This is a genomic window from Gilliamella sp. B3022 (assembly GCF_028751545.1).
Lineage (GTDB): Bacteria > Pseudomonadota > Gammaproteobacteria > Enterobacterales > Orbaceae > Gilliamella.
Genome location: NZ_CP071867.1, coordinates 665,010 through 682,976, shown reverse-complemented (window position 1 = coordinate 682,976; position 17,967 = coordinate 665,010). Strand labels below are relative to the sequence as shown.

Annotated in this window: 11 protein-coding genes and 1 other RNA gene; 3 read left to right on the top strand and 9 right to left on the bottom strand. The window is 31.8% G+C overall.

Annotated features, from left to right (window positions below; translation table 11 throughout):
- Nucleotides 1-27 precede the first annotated feature (27 nt).
- Complete coding sequence (locus J4T76_RS02965; protein WP_267356012.1) at nucleotides 28-708, top strand: hypothetical protein; 681 nt, start codon at nucleotides 28-30, stop codon at nucleotides 706-708.
- A gap of 218 nt (nucleotides 709-926) precedes the next feature.
- Here J4T76_RS02965 and J4T76_RS02960 read toward each other — a convergent pair whose 3' ends face one another.
- The 4 genes from J4T76_RS02960 to ssrA all read right to left on the bottom strand — a co-directional run bounded on the left by J4T76_RS02960 (nucleotide 927) and on the right by ssrA (nucleotide 5,645).
- Nucleotides 927-1,802, bottom strand: coding sequence for a hypothetical protein (locus tag J4T76_RS02960; RefSeq protein WP_267356014.1), 876 nt, complete (start codon nucleotides 1,800-1,802; stop codon nucleotides 927-929).
- Nucleotides 1,790-3,757 (bottom strand): hypothetical protein, encoded by a 1,968-nt coding sequence (locus J4T76_RS02955; protein WP_267356015.1) that lies wholly within the window; start codon nucleotides 3,755-3,757, stop codon nucleotides 1,790-1,792. Before J4T76_RS02955 ends, J4T76_RS02960 begins: the two co-directional genes overlap by 13 nt.
- A gap of 1,218 nt (nucleotides 3,758-4,975) precedes the next feature.
- Nucleotides 4,976-5,161 carry a helix-turn-helix domain-containing protein gene (locus tag J4T76_RS02950; protein WP_267356024.1) on the bottom strand — a complete coding sequence of 62 codons (186 nt, stop codon included), beginning with the start codon at nucleotides 5,159-5,161 and terminating at the stop codon, nucleotides 4,976-4,978.
- A gap of 119 nt (nucleotides 5,162-5,280) precedes the next feature.
- Nucleotides 5,281-5,645: a transfer-messenger RNA gene (ssrA, locus tag J4T76_RS02945) on the bottom strand.
- A gap of 1,229 nt (nucleotides 5,646-6,874) precedes the next feature.
- Between ssrA and J4T76_RS02940 the strand changes: the two genes are divergently transcribed.
- Nucleotides 6,875-7,771: a DMT family transporter gene (locus tag J4T76_RS02940; RefSeq protein ID WP_267339635.1), complete on the top strand. Its 897-nt coding sequence runs from the start codon at nucleotides 6,875-6,877 to the stop codon at nucleotides 7,769-7,771.
- Nucleotides 7,772-7,829: 58 nt separating this feature from the next.
- Here the strand turns inward: J4T76_RS02940 and J4T76_RS02935 are convergent, their stop codons facing one another.
- Both J4T76_RS02935 and mprF read right to left on the bottom strand, forming a co-directional pair.
- Nucleotides 7,830-9,110 carry a virulence factor family protein gene (locus tag J4T76_RS02935; RefSeq protein ID WP_267356016.1) on the bottom strand — a complete coding sequence of 427 codons (1,281 nt, stop codon included), beginning with the start codon at nucleotides 9,108-9,110 and terminating at the stop codon, nucleotides 7,830-7,832.
- 4 nt (nucleotides 9,111-9,114) lie between these two features.
- The gene (mprF, locus tag J4T76_RS02930; RefSeq protein WP_267354510.1) at nucleotides 9,115-11,715 is read right to left on the bottom strand and encodes a bifunctional lysylphosphatidylglycerol flippase/synthetase MprF; all 2,601 of its coding nucleotides are present in this window, start codon (nucleotides 11,713-11,715) and stop codon (nucleotides 9,115-9,117) included.
- 373 nt (nucleotides 11,716-12,088) lie between these two features.
- Between mprF and J4T76_RS02925 the strand changes: the two genes are divergently transcribed.
- On the top strand, nucleotides 12,089-12,769 hold the full coding sequence (locus J4T76_RS02925) for an HD domain-containing protein (RefSeq protein WP_267339631.1): 681 nt from the start codon (nucleotides 12,089-12,091) through the stop codon (nucleotides 12,767-12,769).
- A 140-nt stretch (nucleotides 12,770-12,909) separates the two neighbouring features.
- On the opposite strand, the gene J4T76_RS02920 is transcribed toward J4T76_RS02925, so the two are convergent.
- From J4T76_RS02920 to nrdB, 3 genes are all read right to left on the bottom strand, one after another.
- Nucleotides 12,910-13,833, bottom strand: a complete 924-nt coding sequence (locus J4T76_RS02920) for an AEC family transporter (RefSeq protein WP_267354508.1) — start codon at nucleotides 13,831-13,833, stop codon at nucleotides 12,910-12,912.
- 24 nt (nucleotides 13,834-13,857) lie between these two features.
- Nucleotides 13,858-16,512 (bottom strand): bifunctional uridylyltransferase/uridylyl-removing protein GlnD, encoded by a 2,655-nt coding sequence (gene glnD / locus J4T76_RS02915; RefSeq protein WP_267339629.1) that lies wholly within the window; start codon nucleotides 16,510-16,512, stop codon nucleotides 13,858-13,860.
- 322 nt (nucleotides 16,513-16,834) lie between these two features.
- Entirely contained in the window at nucleotides 16,835-17,965 is a 1,131-nt protein-coding gene (nrdB, locus tag J4T76_RS02910) for a class Ia ribonucleoside-diphosphate reductase subunit beta (protein WP_416380284.1), read from the bottom strand.
- Nucleotides 17,966-17,967: the final 2 nt, after the last annotated feature.

Here is a 17,967-nt window from a genome sequence, read left to right as displayed (position 1 = left end):
CGCTCTATATGAGGAATAATAAATAGTATGTGGAACAAAATAAGTGATTATTTAAATAGAAATAGGTTCTTGAGCATATCACTAAACTTATTTTGGTGTTTTGTAGTACTTTATCTAATAGCAAATCAATATTATATTATTGCTGGAATTATCTTTTATATTCCCACTATTATTTATGTTGTTACTCATTATCAACAATTATTATCTCGTATAAATAAATGGTGGAAACTTTTGCTTAGTTTTGGTGTTTTATATTTTTTTGCTCGCATTTATGCCGAGAAGTCATTAAGTTATATTTATGACATCAACCCTGAGTATTTAAATTACTCTGTTAGTATATATGCTACGTTAGTTGCATTGTGCATTGGTGTCATCTTAATTTTTCTATTCTATTTTATTCCTTATCAAATAAAATCTTCATGGTGGGGATTTCTTAATTTTTACACTACAAGGCATAGAAAAAAGACACAATCAATTGAGTTTTGCTTTGCACCATTTGTGATAATAGGAATGTTTAGTATAATTTTTCCATTATCTTATGTTGCCGATGAATTGAGGGATTATTATATTATCGCTGATGCTTTTCATATTTCTGACTGTGGTAAGAAACGTAACGATATTGTTTATATCAAAAAAAACAGTGCTGAATGTTATTCAATTAAATTAACGATTCCACCCGTTTTTAATACCATAGAAATAAAGAATTAAATTCAACTATAAAAGATAAATAACAGTTTTTATTGATATTCATTTAACTTATTAAAAGAGATCTTTATGGGTTGTAAGTGGAATACTTAGGTTCAATTAAATGATTTTAATTAAGTTTTAAAATTTTCAATCCTGTTTTCTTAGCCATTCTATCTATGCCCATGTTGGAGGTGGGCATAGCGATCAATAATTATTAATAAATCAATGTGATATAGTATCTACTTTTTTATGTTATTTACTTTATTTAATAGTTCACTAAATTCAGAGTAGTCTATTTTTATTATTTTATAAAGCAAAGATAGTATTTTATTTTTTATAAAATCTCTAATCTTTTTTATTCCAAAATAAAATAGACTTTCTAATAAAAATGATAATATAGTAATAATTATTTGATATGTAGATTGTAATGCCGTAAAAAATTCCGAGTTACAATAAAGATTATAAGTAATAAAGGGAGCTACACTTAATAAAGCAATAATAATTATTATTGTATATATACAATTTATCCTCGTAACCATACCCTTATTAATACTGACTATTTTTTTGTATGTATCGAGGTTGTTTATTAAACTAATTTGAGTCATTATTTTAGCAACTGCATCTTTTAAAATAATAAAGTCATATAAATCTGAAATAGAAGTTAAACAACAAGAAATATCATCAATAACAATTGTTTCATTGCCATATAGTTTTTCTGCCAATCTATCAATAGAATTAGTACTTTCTTTGCTTACTGCATCAAAATTTTCCTTTAACAATTTAGATAAAATATACTTACCTTTAAATGTATGAGATTTAATATAATTATTTATATTTTTTAATTCACCATGTAAGTCAATTTTAGCTGCAGCCAAAAGTAATGTTAAGTTATTAAAATAGTATAATCCTTTTGGTGGCTTTTGATTTCTAAGCAAAGTTAATGTACTTAATCCTGACTGAGGATCCGAACATGCAGCTGAACAAATAATACTCTCGATATCATTTGGGTTATATTCAAAGTAGTACTTTTCAGAACAAGAACTTTTATAGATCGCTATTTCTCTATTTGATGCCTTACTTATGAGTTTTATTTCCAACTCATCTAAATAAACCAAAGTTTATCCTCCATACCATATAACATATCAGGATCCCAATGAGGAATAGAAAGTAAATCATTAGTTAGTTTTGCTAAAATTTGAGGATACGTTATTGTAACAGGCTTATTTGACGGCATAAATGAACGATGAGAAAGGTGCGAAAAAAATAAAACTTGTTCACTTAATTTTAATAAATCCTTATATGTAGAGCGTTTATCCAATCTTATTTGTAAAGGCACTCGACCAGTTCCTCCCATACTTAATAAGGCTTGATAGGGAGTTAAACTTATTAATCTTCCCCTTTCAAGCTGTTCATTAATATTTTTGAATAATTTAAATGGGTGAGCATAGCTCACATTTATAATTGCAAATTCAATATCATAATCTATATATTTTTTGATACATTCATTAATTGCAAATAACTCATATTTTTCACTAGCTGGCTTAAATAAATGGAATATTAATCTTATTTTATCCCCTTTTGAAAGATTTTTATCATTAATAATTGTATTACTAATTATTGAAGATAAGTGTGTTTTCAAATTTTCAGTATAGTCTTTAACTTCACATAAGGGTGTACAATTACCAACAATATAGGAGCCAGAATGATCAAATATATTAGCAAATCCGATATTTCTATTACCTTTCTCGTCAATAGTTGAACCTACTCCAATTATAAATTCATTATTTGCAATAGTTTTTTTTTCTATAGACCATGCTGTTCCACCTAATTTTGCATATAAGTTTAAAGCAAAATTTCTTAGTGTATACTCATTGCTATTCTGTACGTTTTCAACTAATACGTTTTGAGATGGTATTTGTTTACTAATTAATTTAGATTTTAATTTGTTATAATCAGAGTGAGCTTTACTTTGGTTTTTATCTTCACTTTTTAGAAAGAGTAAAGCTAATTCATACTCTTTATTTTTAAATTTAGAGATAATATCTAAATGTTGATTTCTATCATTTTCTACTAAAAAATTAGTGAGTTCTATATCTTCTATATGAAAATATTGAGTTAGATTTGAATGTATTTTATTAATGAATTTTTGGCATTGTTCTGCCTCAACCGTTGGAATAAATGCACAAATTTTTATTTTTTTATCATAAAAATTATCAAAACTTAATGGTTTATAATTTTTCAAGGCTTCATGTAAGTACATTTTTGTAGTACTATTGTTATAATAATATAGAGTTGGTTTATCTATTATAATTTGTCTGAAATTACTATTAGAAATATGTAGATGTTCAATTGTTTTTATAAGATTAAAACCATTATCAATATGGCTCAAATCTTTTGTTAGATAATTAAAAGTCGAACAAATAAAATTATATTCTTCTTCTTTCCTAGATACATGCTCATATTTTGAATTATAACTTTTCTGTAATCCTGTTCGTTCTAAATATTTTTTTATATTTGATTTATTCGCCTGAATATATCCTTCTTTAACTATAAAGTCCTGTACATCAATTCTTTCTTCCTCCAACTTTTCTAACGTACAATTAAATTTAGGTTTAAATTCTTTGGATATAGTTAATATAAAAACTATATTTCCAGAATTAGTAAATAATGGATTTACAGAAAAAAAACATTTAGGTACAAGCTCTAAATCTCCAATTAATTCAGGGGACTTTTGTTGAATATTGAAATAAAAAAGGGATGAATACTTCGAATAATAAATCTTTCGTCCTTTAGACTCAAAGTAACTCTTAAATAATAAACTAAGAAATTTAGCAAAAATCCTAGTATTTTCATTGATTTTAATAATTTCATTTTGAAATCCAATGGGCTTTGTCAAAGAGGGAGTTTGGGGGAAAGCATATATATGTTCACCATATCGATAATAAAAAAAATCTTTGTTAGGATCTTTTCTGCATTCATCAAATAATTTTTTATCATATTCTGTACGATATACAGAGAACTCATTCGTTACTAATTTAATTTCAGCAAAATTAAAAGATAATTCAACCATTGCTATGCTTTACTCCAATATTTTCATATTAACATCTTAAAATTATTAATCTTATTATATTTGACTTTTGTAATTATACAGAACAAATTATCAACTGTTTAGTGTATAACCAAATAAATTATATTTATTTTTATTAAAATCATCGCCTCAAATAAACCCAAAAACGCTAATCTGCTCATGTCCAATTTTCTGACTAATTATCTGCTGATCACATTTGTCTTTGATCTGCTGTTCAGGCAATAATTCTTTCTCTGATAACCCTATCGCTTTCGGTGACTTTCTCTAAGTGAGCGTTTCGCATAGTGTTTGTGCGTGTGCGTGTGCGTTCCGTAAGCTATGCATTTAATAAACCCTACTTTTTAATATTGTACCTCATAAGTATTTCTTTGTTGTAAGTGGTTTTTATTGGCAGTAATTAGCGAGTCTTTACTTGCAGACTGGTGAATTTGGTTTAGGGAATTGTACAAATCATGCCTCACATCATCGATTTTTACTTCGCTTTATGCAATTACTAAAAACAATTTCTATTTATTACACGAAGTAATAAATTATCTGTAACAAATCATAGGGTTGAATGTTCAGCGCATTCAAGGTCTCTCATGAGAAGTAGATGCGTTAACTTGTCAGCCAATCACATAAGGTTGATGTTTAAAATAAAGTAATCTCCTTCGGATATTTGCATTATCTGCTTAGGCATAACGTGTTATGTCATAAAGTTTGGTAATGGCGAGTATAAACATTGTGCTTTTAAAAAATTATTTATTAACCTAAAGAACGAATTACATTCCCAATCTTCAGTAGAACATGAAGAATTTATCGAAATATTAAATATTTGTGATAATGCAATACTTCCTTATGAAGAAGCTAATCAAGAACATATTGAAATTACAATAAATATTTTGGATACCGTAGAATGGGTTAAATTACTACAACAAGCTACCTCAGTTTTATTGGCTTTTCAATGGTTATATGTACCAACATCAACAACCAAACCTAATGAAAATATTATTGAATCAAAGTAGGATAGCAGGTTTACCTAAATACCGTTTCTATAATTAGGATGATGTTAAAGATCATTGGTAGATATCCAAATCCGTCCTTGATTCCACAGTGACGGCTGTACTTATGTTGTTGCTCGTTATGCTCACTAAACTTAAAATCGTTGCAATCGATTTTTCACCTAATTTAAATTTAGGGACTAAACGAATTATATGGTTTCTATTCACATTCTTTACTTCGCATTACCCGAATTTTCTTTCTATAACGAGATGGCCAAATCCGTTTAGCCTCTACACCTAAAGCATTAGCAATAATCATTTCGCCTTTTGTCCATGGCCGTACAAGTGCGTTAGAAAGCGTTGAAGGTGCATAGCCAGATTGTCTAAATAACGCAGATAGCGTTATTCCTTTATTGTTATCTGCGATTAATAGACCTTAATGGGGATTAATGATAGTAAAGAAAACTTTAAATCTTTTATTTATATTCAATGTATTTGCTATTTAAAAATATGACAGAAGATAGTTGGTGGAGCTGGCGGGAGTTGAACCCGCGTCCGAAATCTCTACATCCTTGGTACTACATGCGTAGTTTGTCTTTAAATTTCGCCTACCTGCTGCGGACAAACACGCTACCGATAGACTAGCTTGATTAAGTTTAATGCTTCCGCCCCAAGCAAGGCTTCCACACGATCTCGTTTGGGTTTGACTCCTCTTTATCCCCGTCCTACGAGCGGAGGCTAGGGAGAGAAGGCTCTATGCAGGTTATTAAGCTGCTAGTGCGTAGTTTTCGTCGTTTGCGACTATTTTTTTGCGGTTTATTTACGAGGCCTACCGCACCTCGGCATGCACCTTGGGTTTCGCAAATCCCGTCGAATCCAGAATCAGCCCCAATTGTGAATTGTTAATGTAAACAATATCGGGGCATTATAGGTGAATTCAAGTTGTAATACAAGTTAACTTACCTTACCTTGTGATTAATCCAGTTCCTGTTGTTTTGCGCCTTTCAAAGCCACAACATTATCAATGTGCAATATAACCGTCATGATGATGTTGCCTAATAATTGTTGCGATACCGACAAAGAGAAATGTTAATCGGCTCATGATTTTTAGAATATTGAACATATTAATACAACAAAGAACGGTAAAGCAAAAGTTCTATTGATTAAAGTGATTAATTGATTAGTGGCTAATGGATATTTTTTATAATAAACACCCTTACCATTGATGAGTACTAGGAAACTAACAATCAACAGATGGTCAAAACCAAGTGACATATATTACTAAGAAGATTTTAATGAAACACCGATTGGAAATCGTTGGGTTAAATCGTGCAAAATCACTTTTACAACATATGCTGTTTTTAATTTCAAACCGATTAATTGCGTAAATTGCACATAAAACAGTTTATATATAGTATGCCATGATTGACAATTAATCTTATCAAAGCATCACTCATTCACCGATAACTTTGTATCGAAGTAAAAACGAAAATACCTCGCTATAAAAAGTTTTTATTAAAAGAAACATACTATTTTGTCATTAGATGATTAAAGGTAAATTGATCATAATTAAAGGCAGTTCAATTAATTTGAATATTTAGCTCAATAACATGAGTCGTTAAGTATTCAGTAGCAAATTGAAAATAAGTAAAAAATGCAAGGATGAATAATCAAACGTTAACTTTATTAAAAAAATTAAAATAATAAATTGTTATTAATTATTATGTTATATTTTATTTTACGAAAATAGGAAAAATATATGAATTTAAATTGAACTTTTTATGATTTAGCATGTCTATATAAGCAGATTACGTTTTTTCATTTTTTGCCCTCCACTCGAATATTCGAGTGGATTTTTTTTATCCTAAATTATCTTGCTTAGATAAATGATTCAGTTTTAGATACAGTGATTATCAACCACACCTTATCATAAATTATTTTATAAACTAAAAACAAATTGTATTTTGATCAATAGAAAGCAAGTACTGCAATTAGTTAAAATAGTAGCCTTTTTTTTCGTTATCAAGTCTTACTAATCATTTTAATTAAAATGATGTATGAATAATATATTATAATTTATATTAGTCGCATTTCATTTTAGTAAGCAGATAAAGTTATTATGTTATTGTCAAAAAGGGTACAAGGAAATTTAGTTGCATTAATGACCGTATTTTTTTGGGGAAGCACATTTATTGCAACTAAAGTATTATTAGTCGATTTTAAACCAATTGAAATTTCATTTTTTCGCTTTGGGCTTGGTTACATTACTTTATGGATCTTACAACCTCACTTTTTTATTTGGCAAGGTTTTAAGCGAGAAGTTATGTTTTTATGTGCGGGATTATGTGGGGTGACTTGCTATTTTTTGTGTGAAAATATCGCACTAACTTATACCACGGCATCTAATGTGGGAATCATAACCACTTTATCCCCCATTTTTACTGCTATATTATCTCTATTTTTTTTAAAAATCGAAACACCCCCTAAGCGTTTTTATATAGGTTGCTTGTTTGCCATTATTGGAGTAGGGTTAATTAGCTTTAATGGTAAATTTGTGCTTTCCCTTAATCCAATCGGCGATATTCTTGCGATGTTAGCTTGTCTGTTTTGGGCATGTTATTCAATTTTAACCAAGAAATGCAGTAATTACGGTTACAATACGATTTTATTGACTCGGCGCTTCTTCTTTTATGGTTTGATAATGATGTTTCCTGCACTGTCTTTTTCTGATTTTCAATGGGATTTAATGCGTTTCACTAACCCAGTTAATTTATTCAATATTCTATTTTTAGGGGTAGGAGCTTCAGCTATATGTTTTGCCTCATGGAATTATGCAGTGAAATTAGTGGGGGCTGTAAAAATTAGCGTTTATTTATATTTAGTTCCCATACTTACTGTAATTGCTGCCATTCTTATTTTAAATGAACCTTTTACTTGGATTGCAGCATTCGGCACAGTACTAACACTTTTCGGTGTATTCTTGTCAGAAGGTAAAATAAAACTCAAAAAGCATTGATGTTTTGAAATTTATTATTAATTGGTTAATTTTAATGAACTCATCTAACTTTATTTACTTATAGAATTCGTTTGTCAATTGCTTGCATAATAATTTGCCCTAAATGTTCATAATTTTCATCGAAATGATGACCACCAGGTAATTGGTAAACTTCACCTTTCATCTCTGGTTGTAAGCAACCAGTATCCTCTTTTTCTTCTTCTCCATAGATGCAAAATAATTTATTTGCTGGAATCTGATTCACTTCAGGAGCAGTTTTCATTTCATCACCAGATTGACCAAGCCAACCACTAACTTCTATTTCGAAATTAGCGTCTTTTGAAAAAGCTATCATGATTAAAGCTTGAATACTATGTTGATCTTCCTTAGATAAACGATTGTATAGTGCAGGTAAGATATCACCACCGAATGAATAGCCGGCTAGTATAAACTTAGTCGTTCCCCACTTTTCTCGATATTGTTGCATTAAATAAGTTAAATCTTTAGCACTACGTTCAACTGAACGATGTTGCCAAAATAGCTTTAGTGCATCAACGCCAACAACGGAATAACCATGTGAAGCCATATATTCTGCTGAAACTTTATCTAAATCTCGCCATCCACCATCACCTGAATAATAAAATGTAACGGTATTAGGATGTTGTTGTTTGTTTTTAGCCGGTAATTCTATAACTGGCAGTGGTTTATATTCACCAAATAAAATGGATGATAAATGTGAACTTAAAAGTTCGGTTGGTGATGCTTGATATTCGCCAATTTCAGTCGTTACTTTAATTTGTTTTTGTTGGCGAGGAAAAATTGCCACTTGTTCATCAGGCGGGTTGTTCCAAATTACTTGCCATGTTCCTCGTGTTGCTTGAGCAGGTAAGGGTGCTTCACAATCTTGATTATCCAAAGTGAACTCTATTGATAACGCTTTAGCATCATCATTTTGTTGTTTAGCCAGCCAACGGTAAGCAAAAGCCGCGCCTTCTTCCATACCCGCAACCACAAATTCAGGCTCGTTTAAAATTTTTAATGCTTGATTAAAACGATTTTGTTGTTCTGCACAACTTGCCTGAGGTTTCAATTCAAATTGAACCAACCGAGCACCCATTTTTTGAGATAAATCCAATAATTGTTTTTCAGTAAAATGATCTTTTTGAGTGGCAACAATCATCGCGGCTGCTTCTACTGAATTTTTTGGGTTAGCTAATACTACTGAAAAATCATTGTTTACAGCCACGGTTTTCACAGTTGCATTGCCGCGATTTTTTATATAATGCCAGCTAGTAAATACAAACAAAATAATTAGTAATATGACAATGAATAACAAAAAATAGCGAATAAATTTTTTCATAAAATCAGCTCTTTTTCTTTTTTAAGCCAGTTAATCCACCTGAGATCAGCATAGTGGTATCGATTAAAGCAACAAATGGATCAAGTCCAGCAGGAACTGCCATATAACGCGGCTCCCAATGAGTTGCAAATTTGTCTTTAAAACGACGTAATCCCTGAAAATTATAAAATCGACCCCCACGCCTGAATACTAATGCACCAAACCTTTGAATTAATGGGGCTCCGCGTCTTCTTTGCATGCCTGATAGAGGTACCATACCTAAACTAAAATATTCAAATCCTTTTTCTTTATAGTGCAGAATTAAACCAATCATTAAAAATTCCATGGTGAGTTTAGGAATATTTTCAGCAAATCGCATTAGATCGATGCTAGCTGAGTAATGTTGATTTGTTTCAAGTAAATTTACAAAAGCAATAATACGACCTTCAAATTTGATAGCAGCAATAGTGAAATTATCTAAATATGACTTTGAAAAAGATCCCAGTGAAAATTGTTTCTCTCTAGAATGTTTGCTTTTTAACCATGAATCGGATACAACTTTTAACTCATCAAGTGGAGCCGAACCTGGTGCATAAAATTCAAGACTAAGCCCATCGCGTTGGCATCTGTTCCATGTATAACGAAGATCTTTATATCCTTTAGATGAAAGATCAAACTTTTCTAAATTCACCAAAGCTTCTTCACCTAATTTTATTGTTCGCAAACCAATATCCATATAAAAAGGTAAATTAGTGGCTTTAACTTGATAAAATACAGGACGAAGATGGTGGGCATCGCATAAATCTCTGAAATCCCAAATTAAATCCGCTCGATCCGTGTTATCACCAATTGGATCATACAGTGCGACCATGCTTCTGCCACGTTTGGCATACATAATAAAAGCAGTGTGTGATTCATTAAATAACAGTGATTTATCGCCAGTCATGGCAAGTCCACCTTCTGGCTGAGCTGAATTTAAAATAATTTGATGAGCCTTGGTTAACTCTTCGCGTTTTGGACTGTTTAATATTGGCAAAGCTGGATGAAATAACCAATAGAGCATAATACAAATTAATAAAATAAAACTGCCTAAAGTTGCTCTTAATACTCGTGGTACACGAGTGTCGAGTTCAAATTGCCACCATAATGAATGACTATAAGGTACATCTTGATAGATAAATAATATTAACCATACAAGAACAGCGATTAGACAAAAGCAGACAGCGAAGGATTTAAAAGGAAAAGGCAATACATTTAATCGACTTTTGCGATAAAAAGCATGTCTGAAATGGATTAATAACATCGCGATTGTGAATAACGTGCTAGCTTCTATCCAATGCAAGCCCCGTAAAAGTGAGCAAATACTACCTAAAAACAATAAAATGATCGAAGCCGCCCAAGCAGAATAAAGTCTTCGGCGTACACCCACTGCCAGTAATACACATAAAACTCCGATTAAACTGGCGACTAAATGAGCCGTATTAATGATTTTATTGGGAATAAAGGTACTGACTAAGTGGTGATTAAATCCGGGAAGAACGCTTGAAAACATCATTACCATACCAGCAAAAAAAACAGCTGCCGCCATAATAATAGCCGCAATACCTGTTTCAGTTTCTTTAACTTCTGGCATTGCAAAAAAATGTTTACTTTCATTTATTAAAAGTAAAAAACTAGCTATAACAAGTGGTATTAAAATATAAATGATACGATAAATAATTAACGCAACAGTTAATGAAGCAGGGCCAATTTCGGATGAAAATGCAGCCAACATCACTGCTTCAAAAATACCTACACCGCCAGGAATGTGGCTCAATACCCCAGCAACTAAAGCCAGAATATAGATCATAATAAAGGTAATAAAATGAGGTTGAACTGGTACTAAAAAGTAGAGAATAGTCCCAGCTAAAACTGTATCGATTAATGTAATGACAAATTGGTGAGATGCAAGGCGCAAATTAGGTAAACGTATTGACCAGTGAAATAATTGGAATAATTGGGTATCTTTATTCGGTTTTGTTTCTAATCGATTGCAATATAAAAAGATCAACATGCCAGCATAAAAGCAAATTATGCCACATGAGATTAACACTACATTTTTTTGGGATAAATGCAGTGCTAACATAGTATTTTGAATATTTATTAAAGCAGCTATCGTAGCCAGTAGGGGCAGAATAAGCCCTAATGACAATGTAACAAATATCGACATTCTGGCTACGTCGATAGTCGTTAATCCTTGTTTGAAATATAATCGGCAACGAATCGCACCGCCTGATAAAGCGGATAAACCAATCGCATTACCAATAGCCGAAGCACAGATACCACCAAGCATTATCACTGATGGTTTCAATTTTACACCTGCATATCGTGTTGCACACCATTCGCAGCCAATAAGCATCAAATAGCTGCCAATAGCAGATAAACAAGCAAGCAAAATGGCTATAGTTGAAAGGTTGTCAACAGCATTTTTTAAATCGCATAGATTAATATCTTTAAGTAAATGCCAGCATAAAATAAGTGCAATAAAAAAGATGGATAATCCAAACAATAACGTTATGATTTGACGATAGCGAGTGAAGTATTCTATCAATTGCCAAGGCAGAACTTTACGCGCTAATATTTTCACGTGAGCAACTCCGATACTTGCTTTAATGGTGTTTTAGATTGGCGCATTCTACCGTTGCAAACTAATGAAAACAATCGTGAGAAACTAAAGGAAATTTAAAAAAACCATTAATCATTAGAATTTTTTTACAATATTTGTCTATTTATTGAGTATTTAATAAACGAATGACATCAATGAATGGAAACGAATTGATGTTTATTGTTAAACACAAATCTAAGAACGTTGAATCATCTAATAACTTAATATTTTCAAGTTTAATTAAATTAATAGCGAATCAATTGTGGTAACCTATTTAAGTTATGGTTAGCATAATCTTTACTAAAACTTTTAAATTTCTAATTTTCTTTTAATTAAATGGATAATCATAAATTAAATGAGCATAAACGAATCAATTGAATTAACAAAAGAACAACATCAGATTGTTGAAAAAATACAAGCTTATGTTAAGCAAAAACTTGCTAATGATTTTTCAGGTCATGATATGGCGCATATTGAGCGCGTAGTTAGATTAGCAAAAAAAATCTTACCTTATGAACCAAAAGCGGATGCCTTTATCGTAATTTTAAGTGCTTATTTACATGATGTTATTGATGAAAAAGTTGTCAATGATGTCCATCAAGCGACAGAACAATTATATTATTATCTGAATTCACTAAACATATTAGATCATAATATAAAAATGATAATTGATATTATTGAAAATATGTCTTTTCGAAAAAATTTATCAGGTAAAAAAACATTATCACTTGAAGGGCAAATTGTACAAGATGCCGATCGCTTAGATGCCATTGGAGCAATAGGTATAGGACGAACATTTTATTATGGAGGTAATAAGCATAATATTATGCACGATCCTACTCTTTTACCAAGAACGGTTATTGATGAAGAAAGTTATAGACGCCCCAATACCGTTATTAATCATTTCTATGAAAAACTGTTTTCATTGAAAGATAGGATGAATACAGAAAAGGCAAAAAAATTGGCTTTATCCAGACATAATTTATTAGTTGCATTTGTTCAACAATTTGAAAAAGAGTGGCAAGGTGAAGATTAATCTTTCTTAGAACAATTTATAGAAAGCTATGGTCTTAACGTCATGACGGATTAACATTTTTAAATGGTATGTCTAGGATAGATGATGACCTTTTTATCGTTTGATTTAGCGTTCTTTGCTGAAAAGAACGCGACTTTGTATCAAAAAGGGATGGGGGCGTTAACAAGCCATAGTACAGTGGGTAATGTTATCAAACTGAGTAATGTGCTTATTAACGTTGCACTAGAAACCAGTTCAGGGTTGGTATCAAATTGTACAGACATTAAAGTGGTATTAGCTGCGCTTGGCATTGCCGATAACACGATCAATACTTGTTTATAAACAGGTAAAATTGGCATAAAGTAGACCATACACGTTGCCACCAACGGTGAAATTATCATACGGGTTATTAACGAAAATGAAAGTTTAGGATAATCGAGTTGTGTGATCTTTATTTTAGCCAACTGCATCCCTAAAATAATCATAATTACTACAACAGATGCATCCCCAATCATGCCAATGGATGTCATAATGGATTTCGACAAAGGGATGTGGCATAACTGGAAAATAATACCTAAAAGTGCACCATAAGCAACAGGCATACGAATTACTTTATTAATGACATCTTTTTGGCTAACAATGTCACTATGAGAACTCCCTTTTACCGCATAATAAATGCCAACGGTACTCATCACAAATTGCTGTAACACCATCATAATTACACCAAGCTCAAAACCTATACTACCAAAAAATACTAATAGTACTGGGGTACCGTAATTACCGTTATTCATAAAACAAGAGCTTAAAATCATTGCACAACGTTCTTTAGTCGAATATTTCATGATGATTGACCAAATAGAGATGATACATACTAATGATAAGCAGAGTCCTAAAATATAAGAAATATAATATAGGTAATCAATGGTCAAAGTATGGACATAAAAGGTTTTAAAAGCTAAAAAAGGAGAAAGCACATACAGTGACATTTTTGAAAGATTAGCAACGTCAAATTTTACTATTTTCTGAGAAATAAATCCGACAATAAAAATACAAAAAATAGGAAACAAAATAATAAAAAATTGCATAAATTACATCCTGCATTTGAATAATTAATTCAATAATTCAACAGCTTTAATAATCGATTCTCGTAATTGATAACAGGTATTATCATCTAGCGCATTGTTATTTTTATCGGTTAAGATAAATAAATCTTCAATGTGTTCACCAATAGTTGCAATTTTAGCACTACTCAATGATACATCTAAGTTAGCAAATACTTCACCGACACATGCAAGCAATCCGGGTCTATCTAAAGCTATGAGTTCCATGTATGTTTGCCTTTCATTGAAAGCAGATAAAAAATTGACCTGTGTTCGTACCGAAAACGATCGTAACCTTTGTTTAGGTGGTTTAATAGTCACACCTTTGTAAACAGGCTGTTTAAGGGCTTTAGTTAGCGCTTGTATAATGCTTTGATACCTATCGTTTTGTAATGTTTGTCCATTTGGCTCTAATACAATAAAAGTATCAAGTGCAAATCCTTTTTTATTTGTAATAATGAGTGCATCATGAATGCTTAAGTTATGATTGTTAAGTGTATTGCATACAGTAGCAAACAGATAAGGTCTATCAGGTGAATAAATAATTATTTCAGTACCACCGTGATAAGGATTTGGATTGATCGATACTAGAATTTGGTTCAAATCATGTGATAATAAATTTTGTACATGCCAGACAATTTGTTCTGTGGTATAGCGTAAAAAGTAGTCAATACGATAATCTAACCAAAGATTTTTTATTTTTTGTTCATCGTAATTTTGTTTAAGTAAGATAGCTAATGCTTCTTGCTTATGTTGACGAGCAATACTTCGTTGCTCAGGTATTTGATGAATACCGGAATCAAATGATCGTTTTGCTGTTTCATACAGTTGACGCATTAAGCTTTGCTTCCAACTGTTCCAAAGGGTCTCATTTGTTGCACAGACATCTGCAACAGTCAGACACAGTAAATATTGTAAACGTCGCTCACTTTTTACAATTTGAATAAATTCGCTGATAACCGCTGGATCTTGTAAATCTCGGCTTTGGGCGGTTACTGACATAAGTAAGTGATAACGTACTAACCAAATGATTAAATCTGTATCTCTAGGCTCTAATTCGTGTAATTGACAAAAATTTTCTACTAATTTGGCACCGATTTCGGAATGATCACCATGATGACCCTTACCAATATCATGAAATAAACCAGTAATCACAAGTAGCTCAGGTTTAGATAGTTTAGCAAAAACTTTAGAACTATTAGGGTGTCTTTGTTTGCCGGATTCGGATTTATAACTATCAAGCTCAAGCAGTAGGCGAATAGTATGTTCATCTACGGTGTAAGCATGGAACAGATCAAATTGCATCATCCCTGCAATATGTTTCCAACCGGGTATATAAACAGTGAGGATACCATATTGATGCATTGGTAAGATTGCTTTTTTTATTGCATCTGGGTGTTTAATTATTTTCATAAACAGTGATCTTGCTTTGGCATCTTCACTCAGCAGTGTCGTTAATTGTCTTCGTGCTGAACGTAGTTGTCTTATCGTATTTGAATAAAGCCCTATAATTTGTGGATTCAGCAATATAGTATAAAAAAGTTGCATAATCATGACTGGATCTTTTTTGAACAAATTGTCATCTTTTACATCAATGAGTTTTTCCCTAATTTTGAAATGTTCATCTATATCATAGCTTTTATTTTGTGGATTAAGTTCCAGTATAGATTCATCAAACAGTTGTAGTAACATTTGATTAAGCTCAGTGATATTATGGGCAACACGATAATAATCGCGCATCATTTTTTCGACTGGTGTATTGCCTTCACCATGGTAACCGAGCATATTCGCTATGCTTAACTGACGATCAAACAGTAAGCGATTATCATAGCGCGTTATGACACTGTGTAGAGCAAAGCGCATACGCCATAAGAAATTTCGACATGTCTTAAAGTCTTCAATATCTTCGGGGGTTAAATAATCAAAGTGAGCTATTTTTTGTAAATATTCTTCTCCAAAGTGGCGAATTGCAATCCACTGTATGATTTGCATATCGCGAAGCCCACCTGGGCTATTTTTTAAATCGGGTTCGAGATTATAACTGGTACTATGATATTGTTTATGTCTGTCTTGTTGTTCTTGCACTTTCGCTCGGAAAAAAGCAGCAGAAGGCCAGATCTTATCACTAAAAATGTGTTCACGAAGTTCATCTAATAATGATTGACTGCCAGCTATTATCCTTGATTCGATCAAGTTCGTCATGATGGTGATGTCATTTTTTGCTTCTTGTAGACAAGTCTTTAACGTTCTAACACTATGGCCTATATCTAAATGAAGATCCCAAAGCAAACGAACCAGATCACTGACTTTTTTTTCAATATCTTTAGCAAATGGATGATCACTTAAGATCAATATATCGATATCTGATAATGGATGAAGTTCAATCCGACCATATCCGCCAACGGCAATTAAAGCTATACGATTTTGTTTAAAAAGAGAAGAAACTTGTTCAGGAATTTGAAAATAGCACCATAAACGTTGCAACAGTTGATCGATAAAATGACTGCGTAAATGCACTAAAATATCAATATCGACATTTTGTTCAAATTGTATAACAGACCATTGTTGAAAGTCATTGAGCTGTTGTTTGAGATAGTTAATATTTATCTGTTCATCGCTAAAATTAAGCGGAGAAATAGGGTATAACATATGCGTTTGAGTCATAGTCATCATATTAAATTAGGATGAGTCAATTGTCATATCGTCACCTGATTTTAGATGACTGTCAAGTTACAGTTATTTGAATTGTTTATAAGTTTTAATAATAATTTTATTATTTAATCGATAAAAAAATTATGTGCAAATTAGCTTGTTAATGGATAATTGATTATTAGTATGCGATAAGCGCGTCAATTTAAATAAGAAATACTAATAATCGTTTTGAATGACAAAAAAGATTATTAGTATTTTTATACAGCATTTTTAATGAAAGAAACGATTCTTTTTGTAAAAAAGTTTCAGGTTAACTATACGTTTAAGTAAAAAACTATAATTCAAAATCACTTAAATCGTCTTCATTCATTTCAGAGTCAATTTGCCCAACTAAATAAGAACTCATTTCGGCTTCTTGTGGAGCAACTTGGACATTGTCTGAAACGAGCCAGTTGTTTATCCATGGGATTGGGTTAGATTTGACTTGGAAGGGTAATTTTAGTCCAACTGCTTGCATACGGATGTTGGTAATATATTCGACATATTGGCATAAAATATCTTTATTTAGACCAATCATTGAGCCACTTTCGAATAAGTATCCAGCCCATTCTTTTTCTTGATTGGCAGCTTGCAAAAACAAATCGTAGCAATCTTGCTCACACTCTTTGGCGATTTCAGCCATTTCAGGATCATCTTCACCACTGCGTAGGGTGTTGATCATAAATTGAGTTCCTGTTAAATGCAGAGCTTCATCACGAGCAATAAGCTTAATAATTTTAGCATTACCTTCCATTAATTCACGTTCAGCGAAGGCAAAAGAACAAGCAAAACTGACATAAAAACGAATGGCTTCAAGCGCATTAACACTCATTAAGCATAGATAAAGCTTTTTTTTAAGTTCACGCAAATCAATAGTTATGGTACTGTTGTTAACAGTATGTTTGCCTTCACCTAATAAATTATAGTAACTTGCATAACTGATAAGATCATCATAATAGCCCGCAATATCACCAGCACGTTTTTGAATTTCTTCATTTGTAACAATATCGTCAAAAACAACAGAAGGATCATTAACAATGTTTCGAATGATATGTGTGTATGAACGGGAGTGAATAGTTTCAGAAAATGACCAAGTTTCAACCCATGTTTCGAGCTCAGGAATCGAAATGAGTGGAAGCAGTGCTACATTTGGACTACGTCCTTGAATTGAATCAAGCAAGGTTTGATATTTTAAATTACTAATGAATATGTGTTTTTCATGTTCTGGTAAAGCGGCATAATCAATACGGTCTTGAGAGATATCCACTTCTTCCGGTCGCCAGAAGAAAGAAAGTTGCTTCTCGATTAATTTCTCGAACATTTCATATTTTTGTTGATCATATCGTGCAACATTTACGGGTTGACCAAGAAACATGGGTTCTTTAAGTTGATCATTATGTACATGCGAAAAGGTACTGTAATTCATAC